5 protein-coding genes, 9 tRNA genes and 4 rRNA genes are annotated in these 12,220 nt (G+C 48.7%); 17 read left to right on the top strand and 1 reads right to left on the bottom strand.

Annotated features, from left to right (window positions below; all coding sequences use genetic code 11):
- Nucleotides 1-15 precede the first annotated feature (15 nt).
- From folB to dusB, 3 genes are all read left to right on the top strand, one after another.
- The gene (gene folB, locus NSS77_RS05115; protein WP_342470670.1) at nucleotides 16-387 is read left to right on the top strand and encodes a dihydroneopterin aldolase; all 372 of its coding nucleotides are present in this window, start codon (nucleotides 16-18) and stop codon (nucleotides 385-387) included.
- Nucleotides 380-880: a 2-amino-4-hydroxy-6-hydroxymethyldihydropteridine diphosphokinase gene (folK, locus tag NSS77_RS05110; RefSeq protein ID WP_342470669.1), complete on the top strand. Its 501-nt coding sequence runs from the start codon at nucleotides 380-382 to the stop codon at nucleotides 878-880. The genes folB and folK overlap by 8 nt, the downstream gene beginning before the upstream one ends.
- Before the next feature lie 69 nt (nucleotides 881-949).
- Nucleotides 950-1,966: a tRNA dihydrouridine synthase DusB gene (gene dusB / locus NSS77_RS05105; RefSeq protein ID WP_342470668.1), complete on the top strand. Its 1,017-nt coding sequence runs from the start codon at nucleotides 950-952 to the stop codon at nucleotides 1,964-1,966.
- A gap of 77 nt (nucleotides 1,967-2,043) precedes the next feature.
- On the opposite strand, the gene NSS77_RS05100 is transcribed toward dusB, so the two are convergent.
- Nucleotides 2,044-2,520 carry a DinB family protein gene (locus tag NSS77_RS05100; RefSeq protein WP_342470667.1) on the bottom strand — a complete coding sequence of 159 codons (477 nt, stop codon included), beginning with the start codon at nucleotides 2,518-2,520 and terminating at the stop codon, nucleotides 2,044-2,046.
- A 185-nt stretch (nucleotides 2,521-2,705) separates the two neighbouring features.
- On the opposite strand from NSS77_RS05100, the gene lysS reads away from it, so the two are divergent.
- The 14 genes from lysS (at nucleotide 2,706) to NSS77_RS05030 (ending at nucleotide 12,135) form a co-directional block, all read left to right on the top strand.
- Nucleotides 2,706-4,205 carry a lysine--tRNA ligase gene (gene lysS, locus NSS77_RS05095; protein WP_342470666.1) on the top strand — a complete coding sequence of 500 codons (1,500 nt, stop codon included), beginning with the start codon at nucleotides 2,706-2,708 and terminating at the stop codon, nucleotides 4,203-4,205.
- Between the two features lie 584 nt (nucleotides 4,206-4,789).
- A 16S ribosomal RNA gene (locus tag NSS77_RS05090) occupies nucleotides 4,790-6,342 on the top strand.
- A gap of 195 nt (nucleotides 6,343-6,537) precedes the next feature.
- Nucleotides 6,538-9,464: ribosomal RNA gene (locus NSS77_RS05085) — 23S ribosomal RNA — on the top strand.
- A 113-nt stretch (nucleotides 9,465-9,577) separates the two neighbouring features.
- Nucleotides 9,578-9,693: ribosomal RNA gene (rrf, locus tag NSS77_RS05080) — 5S ribosomal RNA — on the top strand.
- Between the two features lie 8 nt (nucleotides 9,694-9,701).
- Nucleotides 9,702-9,777, top strand: a tRNA-Val gene (locus NSS77_RS05075).
- Nucleotides 9,778-9,782: 5 nt separating this feature from the next.
- Nucleotides 9,783-9,858 (top strand) — tRNA-Thr (locus NSS77_RS05070).
- A gap of 4 nt (nucleotides 9,859-9,862) precedes the next feature.
- Nucleotides 9,863-9,937 (top strand) — tRNA-Lys (locus tag NSS77_RS05065).
- Between the two features lie 9 nt (nucleotides 9,938-9,946).
- A tRNA-Leu gene (locus tag NSS77_RS05060) sits at nucleotides 9,947-10,031 on the top strand.
- A gap of 13 nt (nucleotides 10,032-10,044) precedes the next feature.
- Nucleotides 10,045-10,119: transfer RNA gene (locus NSS77_RS05055), tRNA-Gly, on the top strand.
- Nucleotides 10,120-10,122: 3 nt separating this feature from the next.
- Nucleotides 10,123-10,211, top strand: a tRNA-Leu gene (locus NSS77_RS05050).
- A gap of 7 nt (nucleotides 10,212-10,218) precedes the next feature.
- Nucleotides 10,219-10,295: transfer RNA gene (locus NSS77_RS05045), tRNA-Arg, on the top strand.
- Nucleotides 10,296-10,310: 15 nt separating this feature from the next.
- Nucleotides 10,311-10,387, top strand: a tRNA-Pro gene (locus NSS77_RS05040).
- A 10-nt stretch (nucleotides 10,388-10,397) separates the two neighbouring features.
- A tRNA-Ala gene (locus tag NSS77_RS05035) sits at nucleotides 10,398-10,473 on the top strand.
- Nucleotides 10,474-10,582: 109 nt separating this feature from the next.
- Nucleotides 10,583-12,135, top strand: a 16S ribosomal RNA gene (locus NSS77_RS05030).
- Together the 16S, 23S and 5S rRNA genes with 9 tRNA genes alongside form the textbook arrangement of a ribosomal RNA operon.
- Nucleotides 12,136-12,220: the final 85 nt, after the last annotated feature.

Below are 12,220 nucleotides of genomic sequence, written 5' to 3'. Positions count from 1 at the left end.
TTTAGGAGGAGTGTTATGGATTATATTCATTTGAGAGATATGCAATTTTATGGATATCACGGTGTGTTGCCCGAAGAAACGGTGTTGGGTCAACGGTTCCGGGTGACGGTATCTCTTGCGGTAAATACAAGAAAAGCAGGAGAAACCGACGATTTGCAATATACAGTGAATTATGTGGAAGTGTATGAATTATGCAAATCCATTATGGAAGGAAAACCTTATCAATTGATTGAAGCTGTAGCGGAGACGATTGCTTCAACCATTTTGGAAAAATACGAAGGACAAGTGTTTGGATGCAAAGTGGAACTCGTTAAACCGGATCCGCCAATTCCAGGACATTATAAGGAAGTGGCGGTCGAAATTGTAAGGGGTCATTACAGTGAATGATGTTTATTTATCTTTAGGAACCAACATGGGAGACCGGGAAGAAAATTTAAAAGCGGCAATTGAATTGCTTCGACGGAAAGCGGGGATTTTTGTCCAAAAGATATCTCCCGTATATGAAACGGCGCCAGTAGGATATGTTGATCAACCCTCCTTTTTAAATATTGCGATTTATGCCCGTACAACTTTAACTCCATTTGAATTGTTGGAAGCGTGCCAGTCCATTGAAAATGAATTGGGGCGCGTAAGGACAATCCGATGGGGACCAAGGACCATTGACCTTGACATTTTATTGTATAATAACGACAATATTGAAACGGAGAATTTAATCATTCCCCATCCGCGGATGTTTGAAAGAGCCTTTGTGCTCGTTCCGCTGAAAGATGTGGCAAGGAAGCCATTCACTGAAAAACTGGTTCAAGCGGAAGCCGCATTAAAGGACATGGATCTTGAAAAAGAAGGCATCCGGAAGTGGAAGGATTCGATCTCTTTGTAACGATGATTGACAACGTGTAATAGCAGGCGTTTATATACAATTGTTCGAACGGAAAGGGGGGACGGCGCGTTGAATGAGAAAAAGCCTTTTCAAATTGGGAATATTGTGATGGCAAACCGCGTGGTGCTGGCTCCAATGGCGGGAGTAAGCAACGTGGCTTTTAGACTCACGGTGAAGGAATTTGGGGCGGGTCTCGTTTACGCTGAAATGATCAGCGATAAAGGATTGGTTACCCGCAACAAGAAAACGTTGGAAATGCTTTATATAGATGAAAGGGAAAAACCGATTGCCCTGCAGATTTTCGGAGGAGAAAAGGAGACCCTAGTGGAAGCGGCCAAATTTGTCGATCAATATACAAATGCGGATATCATTGACATTAATATGGGCTGCCCTGTAAACAAGGTCATTAAATGTGAAGCGGGTGCAAAATGGTTGTTGAATCCGGAAAAAGTGTATGAAATGGTGGCGGCGGTTGTGGATGCGGTGAACAAGCCGGTGACGGTAAAAATGCGCATCGGTTGGGATGATGAACATATCTTTGCTGTTGAAAATGCGCAAGCCATTGAAAGAGCTGGCGGCAGCGCCGTAGCCGTACACGGACGGACAAGGGTTCAAATGTACGAAGGGAAAGCCGATTGGAATGTGATTCGCCAAGTAAAGGAACATGTCAACATCCCAGTCATAGGCAATGGTGACGTGGAAACGCCGCAAGATGCCAAACGCATGTTGGATGAAACCGGCGTTGATGCCGTGATGATCGGTCGGGCTGCGCTAGGAAATCCATGGATGATTTATCGAACAGTGCAATACCTGGAAACCGGCGAGTTGAAACCGGAGCCGTCCGTTCGGGAAAAAATCGATGTTTGTTTATTGCATTTTGAACGCCTCATCCAATTAAAAGGGGAATATGTGGCCGTACGGGAAATGCGTAAACATGCAGCTTGGTATTTAAAAGGAATCCGCGGCAACGGCAATGTTCGAAATGCGATTAATCAAGTGGAAACAGCGGATGAAATGCGTGCCATTTTACTCGGTGTAGTGGAACAATGGGAAGAACAGCCGCAACCGGAGTTTCTGGTTGTATAGAAATTATTCTCAATCTAAATAAAGTATGTGATAAAGCCGTCTCAAAACCTGAGACGGCTTGTACTGAATGTACATCTTTACGCCTTTGATTGTTCTTTTGTCGGTCCCATGACGCCAGGGACAGGCAAACCGGCTTGTCTCAATAATACTTGCATTTGCGCGCGGTGATGGGTTTGATGATCGACCAATGAGCGGAGTATTTCACCAATAGGCGTCGGTTTTCCGAGCATGTCCACTTCTTTTTCCAATGATTCATCCTTTAAGTTTTTTACATTCTTAACAACTTCATCGCTTACTTTTTTATATTCATTGATGATTTCTTTTATTGTCTGCGGCGGTGTGGACGGATTAAGCTGTACATTCAACGGCTGACCGATTAAACCGAAGAAGAAAGAAGGGGCATTCGTCAAATGCCAACTTAGGAACTCAAGGGAATTGTGGCCTTCCGCAATGGAAACATGTTTTTTATCCTCCGTGATGGATTCCATAATGGCAATGGTTCCGGCACAATTGACTTTCCAATCTTTGATGAAGTCATCAATTTTGCGATACATTGAAAATACCTCCTGAAAAGTATATTATTACTTCTGAATATAAGAACATTATATCCGAAAGTATTTATCTTTTTAATCGTCGGGAAAACGTAAAAAATCTTTCAAAATAGATGAAGAGAAGATAGAAATTGTGTACAATAGAAACATTGTGGACTATGAAAAGAACGTTTTAAAATTTATGAGGAGTGAAAGACGTGTCAAATATTGAAGAATTAAATGATCAGCTTTTGGTGAGACGCCAAAAGTTAAATGATATTCGTGCAAAGGGTATCGATCCATTTGGTCAACGTTTCGAACGCACACACTTGTCTTCTGGGGTTCGCGAAGAATTTGATGCATTTACAAAAGAAGAGTTGGAAGAAAAAGAGAATGAAGTAATTGTTGCTGGGCGTATCATGACAAAGCGTGGAAAAGGGAAAGCCGGATTTGCCCACATCCAAGATGTAGCTGGTCAAATTCAAATTTATGTACGTCAAGATCGGGTAGGGGAAGAAGCCTACGATTTATTTAAACATGCGGATTTGGGAGATATCGTTGGTGTTCGCGGAGTCGTTTTCAAAACAAATACCGGGGAACTTTCCGTAAAAGCGAATGAATTCACTTTCCTATCAAAATCATTGCGGCCAATGCCTGAGAAATTCCACGGGTTGCAGGACGTTGAACAACGCTATCGCCAACGTTATTTAGACTTGATGACAAATCCTCAAAGCAAAGAAACGTTTATTACTCGTTCCAAAATTATTCGTTCAATCCGCAACTTTTTAGATGGACAAGGTTATTTGGAAGTGGAAACACCAATTTTACACACAGTTGCCGGGGGCGCAGCAGCACGCCCATTCATTACCCATCATAATGCCTTGGATATGGATTTATACTTGCGCATTGCACTGGAATTGCATTTAAAACGTTTAATTGTAGGCGGACTCGAAAAAGTTTACGAAATTGGACGAGTATTCCGTAATGAAGGTATTTCAACACGTCACAATCCGGAATTTACGTTATTGGAACTATACGGTGCTTATTTGGATTTCCGCGATATTATGGAGCTTACGGAAAACTTGATTTCCCATGTAGCCCAAGAAGTGCTCGGCACAACAAAAATCCAATACGGGGAAGATGAAATCGACCTTTCACCAGGATGGAAACGGGTGCATATGGTGGATGCCATTAAAGAAGTAACGGGTGTGGACTTCTGGCAACCAATGACACTTGAAGAAGCAAGAAGCCTTGCAAAAGAGCATGGTGTGGAAATTCAAGATATGCATGATGTAGGCCATATCATTAACGAATTCTTCGAGCAAAAAGTGGAGGAAACATTAATCCAGCCGACATTTGTGTACGGTCATCCTGTTGAAATTTCTCCATTAGCGAAGAAAAATGCAGAAGATGAACGTTTCACGGATCGCTTTGAATTGTTCATCGTTCGCCGCGAACATGCCAATGCCTTTACAGAATTAAACGATCCAATCGACCAACGGGAACGTTTCGAAGCGCAATTAGCTGAAAAAGCTGCCGGAAACGATGAAGCACATGAAATGGATGAAGACTTCCTTGAAGCATTGGAATACGGTATGCCTCCAACTGGCGGTTTAGGGATCGGTATCGACCGTTTAGTGATGTTATTGACAAACTCTCAATCTATCCGTGACGTATTACTATTCCCAACAATGCGTCCAAGAGACTGATTGTTTTTAATAGAAAATAATAAGTTATTATGGCTGTCTGGAAACTTCCTAATTTTCCAGACAGCGATTTCTTTTTGCGAACGGGCAGGTCTTGCGGATTTCAATTCAAGACCATCCTTGTTTTCTTTTGACGGATAATAATATTTAAACGATCGCGAATAAATTTTTATATAGATTTGAATGTTAAGTGAAGGTTTTTTCATAGAGTTGTAATTGAATCGGTTACCTATTAACATAATAGTCAGAGAGCTTTGTTTTTGTGGATAGCCAAAAATCAATGTTTGATCGATGAAAAATACAAATAAAAAATAGCGAAAAGTGTTGACATCTGATTTTTCGGATGTTATTATATAAAAGCTGTCGCCGATGAAAGTTATTTTAATAAAATGCTTGGCGATTCATAAGAGAACGACTTAAAAAGTTGTTGACATACGAAAGTTTAAATGTTATATTATATAAGTTGTCTCTATTATAAATGAACCTTGAAAACTGAACACCGAAACGTTAATGTTATAATTTTCCAATTCGTTGACCCTCGTTGGCGGATTGGATACGGACAAAAGTTTGAGCTAATCAACTTTTCTTTTATGGAGAGTTTGATCCTGGCTCAGGACGAACGCTGGCGGCGTGCCTAATACATGCAAGTCGAGCGGACCAATTAGAAAGCTTGCTTTTTAATTGGTTAGCGGCGGACGGGTGAGTAACACGTGGGTAACCTGCCCTATAGACCGGGATAACTCGCGGAAACGCGTGCTAATACCGGATAACACACCGAAGCGCATGCTTCGGGGTTGAAAGATGGTTCTGCTATCACTATAGGATGGGCCCGCGGCGCATTAGCTAGTTGGTGGGGTAACGGCCTACCAAGGCGACGATGCGTAGCCGACCTGAGAGGGTGATCGGCCACACTGGGACTGAGACACGGCCCAGACTCCTACGGGAGGCAGCAGTAGGGAATCTTCCACAATGGGCGAAAGCCTGATGGAGCAACGCCGCGTGAGCGAAGAAGGTCTTCGGATCGTAAAGCTCTGTTGTAAGGGAAGAACAAGCGCAGCAGTCACTGGCTGCGCCCTGACGGTACCTTACTAGAAAGCCACGGCTAACTACGTGCCAGCAGCCGCGGTAATACGTAGGTGGCAAGCGTTGTCCGGAATTATTGGGCGTAAAGCGCGCGCAGGCGGTCTCTTAAGTCTGATGTGAAAGCCCCCGGCTCAACCGGGGAGGGTCATTGGAAACTGGGAGACTTGAGTGCAGGAGAGGGAAGCGGAATTCCATGTGTAGCGGTGAAATGCGTAGAGATATGGAGGAACACCAGTGGCGAAGGCGGCTTCCTGGCCTGTAACTGACGCTGAGGCGCGAAAGCGTGGGGAGCAAACAGGATTAGATACCCTGGTAGTCCACGCCGTAAACGATGAGTGCTAGGTGTTAGGGGGTTTCCGCCCCTTAGTGCTGCAGCTAACGCATTAAGCACTCCGCCTGGGGAGTACGGTCGCAAGACTGAAACTCAAAGGAATTGACGGGGGCCCGCACAAGCGGTGGAGCATGTGGTTTAATTCGAAGCAACGCGAAGAACCTTACCAGGTCTTGACATCCCGCTGACCGCCATGGAGACATGGCCTTCCCTTCGGGGACAGCGGTGACAGGTGGTGCATGGTTGTCGTCAGCTCGTGTCGTGAGATGTTGGGTTAAGTCCCGCAACGAGCGCAACCCTTGTCCTTAGTTGCCATCATTCAGTTGGGCACTCTAAGGAGACTGCCGTACAAATACGGAGGAAGGTGGGGATGACGTCAAATCATCATGCCCCTTATGACCTGGGCTACACACGTGCTACAATGGGTGGTACAAAGGGCAGCAAACCCGCGAGGGGGAGCGAATCCCAAAAAGCCACTCTCAGTTCGGATTGCAGGCTGCAACTCGCCTGCATGAAGCCGGAATCGCTAGTAATCGCGGATCAGCATGCCGCGGTGAATACGTTCCCGGGCCTTGTACACACCGCCCGTCACACCACGAGAGTCTGTAACACCCGAAGTCGGTGAGGTAACCCTCCGGGAGCCAGCCGCCGAAGGTGGGACAGATGATTGGGGTGAAGTCGTAACAAGGTAGCCGTATCGGAAGGTGCGGCTGGATCACCTCCTTTCTAAGGATATAAACGGAAAACATTAACGTTTTGGGTTCAGTTTTGAAGGTTCATGCCTTCAATCAAGAGTTTTGTTCTTTGAAAACTGGATAAACGACATTGAAAGCAAGAAATTTACTGTAAAGTTCTTACGCTTTTCTGATAGAAAAGCAAACCATCAAGGGTTACGAGGCGCAAGCAAATCGTAAGCCGTAAGGTTAAGTTAGTAAGGGCGCACGGTGGATGCCTTGGCACTAGGAGCCGATGAAGGACGGGACTAACACCGATATGCTTCGGGGAGCTGTAAGTAAGCTTTGATCCGGAGATTTCCGAATGGGGCAACCCACTGCTCGTAATGGAGCAGTATCTTAACGTGAATTCATAGCGTTAAGAGGGCACACCCAGGGAACTGAAACATCTAAGTACCTGGAGGAGAAGAAAGAAACATCGATTCCCTGAGTAGCGGCGAGCGAAACGGGAACAGCCCAAACCAAGAGGCTTGCCTCTTGGGGTTGTAGGACACTCTATACGGAGTTACAAAAGGATGGGTTAGACGAACCGTTCTGGAAAGGACGGCCGTAGAAGGTAACAGCCCTGTAGTCGAAAATCCATCCTCTCCAGAGTGGATCCTGAGTACGGCGGAACACGTGAAATTCCGTCGGAATCCGGGAGGACCATCTCCCAAGGCTAAATACTCCCTAGTGACCGATAGTGAACCAGTACCGTGAGGGAAAGGTGAAAAGCACCCCGGGAGGGGAGTGAAAGAGAACCTGAAACCGTGTGCCTACAAGTAGTCAGAGCCCGTTAACGGGTGATGGCGTGCCTTTTGTAGAATGAACCGGCGAGTTACGATTACGTGCAAGGTTAAGTCGAGGAGACGGAGCCGCAGCGAAAGCGAGTCTGAATAGGGCGAAAGAGTACGTGGTCGTAGACCCGAAACCAGGTGATCTACCCATGTCCAGGGTGAAGGTGAGGTAACACTCACTGGAGGCCCGAACCCACGCACGTTGAAAAGTGCGGGGATGAGGTGTGGGTAGCGGAGAAATTCCAATCGAACTTGGAGATAGCTGGTTCTCTCCGAAATAGCTTTAGGGCTAGCCTCGCGTAACGAATACTGGAGGTAGAGCACTGTTTGGACTAGGGGCCCACCTCGGGTTACCGAATTCAGACAAACTCCGAATGCCAGCTATTTAGACGCGGGAGTCAGACTACGAGTGATAAGATCCGTGGTCAAGAGGGAAACAGCCCAGACCACCAGCTAAGGTCCCAAAGTAACCGTTAAGTGGAAAAGGATGTGGCGTTGCTTAGACAACCAGGATGTTGGCTTAGAAGCAGCCATCATTTAAAGAGTGCGTAATAGCTCACTGGTCGAGTGACGCTGCGCCGAAAATGTATCGGGGCTAAACGGTTCACCGAAGCTGTGGATTCGTGCTTCGCACGAGTGGTAGGAGAGCGTTCTAAGTGCGCAGAAGTCAGACCGGAAGGACTGGTGGAGCGCTTAGAAGTGAGAATGCCGGTATGAGTAGCGAAAGATGGGTGAGAATCCCATCCACCGAATGACTAAGGTTTCCTGAGGAAGGCTCGTCCGCTCAGGGTTAGTCGGGACCTAAGCCGAGGCCGAAAGGCGTAGGCGATGGACAACAGGTTGATATTCCTGTACCACCTCCCCGCCGTTTGAGCAATGGGGGGACGCAGGAGGATAGGGAAAGCACGCCGTTGGTCGCGCGTGTCCAAGCCGCAAGGCGGGGAAGTAGGCAAATCCGCTTCCCATAACGCCAAGCGGTGATGGGGAGCCTCTTTGGAGGCGAAGTTCCTGATTTCACACTGCCAAGAAAAGCCTCTAGCGAGGCGGGAGGTGCCCGTACCGCAAACCGACACAGGTAGTCGAGGAGAGAATCCTAAGGTGAGCGAGAGAACTCTCGTTAAGGAACTCGGCAAAATGACCCCGTAACTTCGGGAGAAGGGGTGCTCATTGGGGTGCAAGCCCCGATGAGCCGCAGTGAATAGGCCCAGGCGACTGTTTATCAAAAACACAGGTCTCTGCAAAACCGCAAGGTGACGTATAGGGGCTGACGCCTGCCCGGTGCTGGAAGGTTAAGAGGAGGAGTTAGCGCAAGCGAAGCTCCGAATTGAAGCCCCAGTAAACGGCGGCCGTAACTATAACGGTCCTAAGGTAGCGAAATTCCTTGTCGGGTAAGTTCCGACCCGCACGAAAGGCGTAACGATCTGGGCACTGTCTCAACGAGAGACTCGGTGAAATTATAGTACCTGTGAAGATGCAGGTTACCCGCGACAGGACGGAAAGACCCCGTGGAGCTTTACTGTAACCTGATATTGAATTTCGGTGCAACTTGTACAGGATAGGTAGGAGCCGTAGAAGGGGGAGCGCCAGCTTCCCTGGAGGCGCCCTTGGGATACTACCCTGGTTGTACTGAAATTCTAACCCGCAAGCCTGATCGGCTTGGGAGACAGTGTCAGGTGGACAGTTTGACTGGGGCGGTCGCCTCCCAAAAGGTAACGGAGGCGCCCAAAGGTTCCCTCAGAATGGTTGGAAATCATTCGCAGAGTGTAAAGGCATAAGGGAGCTTGACTGCGAGACCTACAAGTCGAGCAGGGTCGAAAGACGGGCTTAGTGATCCGGTGGTTCCGCATGGAAGGGCCATCGCTCAACGGATAAAAGCTACCCCGGGGATAACAGGCTTATCTCCCCCAAGAGTCCACATCGACGGGGAGGTTTGGCACCTCGATGTCGGCTCATCGCATCCTGGGGCTGTAGTCGGTCCCAAGGGTTGGGCTGTTCGCCCATTAAAGCGGTACGCGAGCTGGGTTCAGAACGTCGTGAGACAGTTCGGTCCCTATCCGTCGTGGGCGCAGGAAATTTGAGAGGAGCTGTCCTTAGTACGAGAGGACCGGGATGGACACACCGCTGGTGTACCAGTTGTCTTGCCAAAGGCACAGCTGGGTAGCTATGTGTGGACGGGATAAGTGCTGAAAGCATCTAAGCATGAAGCCCCCCTCAAGATGAGATTTCCCATTGCATAAGCAAGTAAGATCCCTCAAAGACGATGAGGTAGATAGGTCCGAGGTGGAAGCACGGTGACGTGTGGAGCTGACGGATACTAATCGATCGAGGACTTAACCAAAAGAAATGCTTTCAATGCCGTTATCCAGTTTTGAAGGAACAAAAATTATTTAAAAAAAACACTTGTAATTCGTTAATAAAGTGTTATAATAATTCATGTTCCAAATTAAATAGTCTAGTGACGATGGCAAAGAGGATACACCCGTTCCCATACCGAACACGGAAGTTAAGCTCTTTAGCGCCGATGGTAGTTGGGGGCTTCCCCCTGCGAGAGTAGGACGTCGCTAGGCTATCAGATGGAGGATTAGCTCAGCTGGGAGAGCATCTGCCTTACAAGCAGAGGGTCGGCGGTTCGATCCCGTCATCCTCCACCATACGTGCCGGTGTAGCTCAATTGGTAGAGCAACTGACTTGTAATCAGTGGGTTGAGGGTTCGATTCCTTTCGCCGGCACCATCATGAGCCATTAGCTCAGTGGTAGAGCATCTGACTTTTAATCAGAGGGTCGAAGGTTCAAGTCCTTCATGGCTCACCATTTAATATTGCGGGTGTGGCGGAATTGGCAGACGCACTAGACTTAGGATCTAGCGCCTTACGGCGTGGGGGTTCGACTCCCTTCACCCGCACCATATTTTAATTTATGCGGAAGTAGTTCAGTGGTAGAACACCACCTTGCCAAGGTGGGGGTCGCGGGTTCGAACCCCGTCTTCCGCTCCAATTGCCGGGGTGGCGGAATTGGCAGACGCACAGGACTTAAAATCCTGCGGTAGGTGACTACCGTACCGGTTCGACTCCGGTCCTCGGCACCAAAATAAAGCGCCAGTAGCTCAATTGGATAGAGCGTCTGACTACGGATCAGAAGGTTGTGGGTTCGACTCCTGCCTGGCGCGCCATAAAATCAAAAGGAACGGGAAGTAGCTCAGCTTGGTAGAGCACTTGGTTTGGGACCAAGGGGTCGCAGGTTCGAATCCTGTCTTCCCGACCATTGTTATGTTGGGGCATTAGCTCAGCTGGGAGAGCGCCTGCTTTGCACGCAGGAGGTCAGCGGTTCGATCCCGCTATGCTCCACCATGAACCTTGAAAACTGAACACCGAAACGTTAATGATATAAATTTTCCAATTCGTTGACCCTCGTTGGCGGATTGGATACGGACAAAAGTTTGAGCTAATCAACTTTTCTTTTATGGAGAGTTTGATCCTGGCTCAGGACGAACGCTGGCGGCGTGCCTAATACATGCAAGTCGAGCGGACCAATTAGAAAGCTTGCTTTTTGATTGGTTAGCGGCGGACGGGTGAGTAACACGTGGGTAACCTGCCCTATAGACCGGGATAACTCGCGGAAACGCGTGCTAATACCGGATAACACACCGAAGCGCATGCTTCGGGGTTGAAAGATGGTTCTGCTATCACTATAGGATGGGCCCGCGGCGCATTAGCTAGTTGGTGGGGTAACGGCCTACCAAGGCGACGATGCGTAGCCGACCTGAGAGGGTGATCGGCCACACTGGGACTGAGACACGGCCCAGACTCCTACGGGAGGCAGCAGTAGGGAATCTTCCACAATGGGCGAAAGCCTGATGGAGCAACGCCGCGTGAGCGAAGAAGGTCTTCGGATCGTAAAGCTCTGTTGTAAGGGAAGAACAAGCGCAGCAGTCACTGGCTGCGCCCTGACGGTACCTTACTAGAAAGCCACGGCTAACTACGTGCCAGCAGCCGCGGTAATACGTAGGTGGCAAGCGTTGTCCGGAATTATTGGGCGTAAAGCGCGCGCAGGCGGTCTCTTAAGTCTGATGTGAAAGCCCCCGGCTCAACCGGGGAGGGTCATTGGAAACTGGGAGACTTGAGTGCAGGAGAGGGAAGCGGAATTCCATGTGTAGCGGTGAAATGCGTAGAGATATGGAGGAACACCAGTGGCGAAGGCGGCTTCCTGGCCTGTAACTGACGCTGAGGCGCGAAAGCGTGGGGAGCAAACAGGATTAGATACCCTGGTAGTCCACGCCGTAAACGATGAGTGCTAGGTGTTAGGGGGTTTCCGCCCCTTAGTGCTGCAGCTAACGCATTAAGCACTCCGCCTGGGGAGTACGGTCGCAAGACTGAAACTCAAAGGAATTGACGGGGGCCCGCACAAGCGGTGGAGCATGTGGTTTAATTCGAAGCAACGCGAAGAACCTTACCAGGTCTTGACATCCCGCTGACCGCCATGGAGACATGGCCTTCCCTTCGGGGACAGCGGTGACAGGTGGTGCATGGTTGTCGTCAGCTCGTGTCGTGAGATGTTGGGTTAAGTCCCGCAACGAGCGCAACCCTTGTCCTTAGTTGCCATCATTCAGTTGGGCACTCTAAGGAGACTGCCGTACAAATACGGAGGAAGGTGGGGATGACGTCAAATCATCATGCCCCTTATGACCTGGGCTACACACGTGCTACAATGGGTGGTACAAAGGGCAGCAAACCCGCGAGGGGGAGCGAATCCCAAAAAGCCACTCTCAGTTCGGATTGCAGGCTGCAACTCGCCTGCATGAAGCCGGAATCGCTAGTAATCGCGGATCAGCATGCCGCGGTGAATACGTTCCCGGGCCTTGTACACACCGCCCGTCACACCACGAGAGTCTGTAACACCCGAAGTCGGTGAGGTAACCCTCCGGGAGCCAGCCGCCGAAGGTGGGACAGATGATTGGGGTGAAGTCGTAACAAGGTAGCCGTATCGGAAGGTGCGGCTGGATCACCTCCTTTCTAAGGATATAAACGGAAAACATTAACGTTTTGGGTTCAGTTTTGAAGGTTCATGCCTTCAATCAAGAGTTTTGTTCTTTGAAAA

Source organism: Ureibacillus sp. FSL K6-3587, assembly GCF_038593165.1.
In the GTDB taxonomy this organism is placed as follows: Bacteria; Bacillota; Bacilli; order Bacillales_A; family Planococcaceae; genus Ureibacillus; species Ureibacillus suwonensis.
This window is presented reverse-complemented; position numbering and strand designations above follow the sequence as displayed.

Excerpts from the sequence above, each read along its gene's own strand:
- NSS77_RS05100 (WP_342470667.1), bottom strand. The coding sequence starts at position 2,520 with ATGTATCGCAAAATTGATGACTTCATCAAAGATTGGAAAGTCAATTGT.
- folB (WP_342470670.1), top strand. The coding sequence starts at position 16 with ATGGATTATATTCATTTGAGAGATATGCAATTTTATGGATATCACGGT.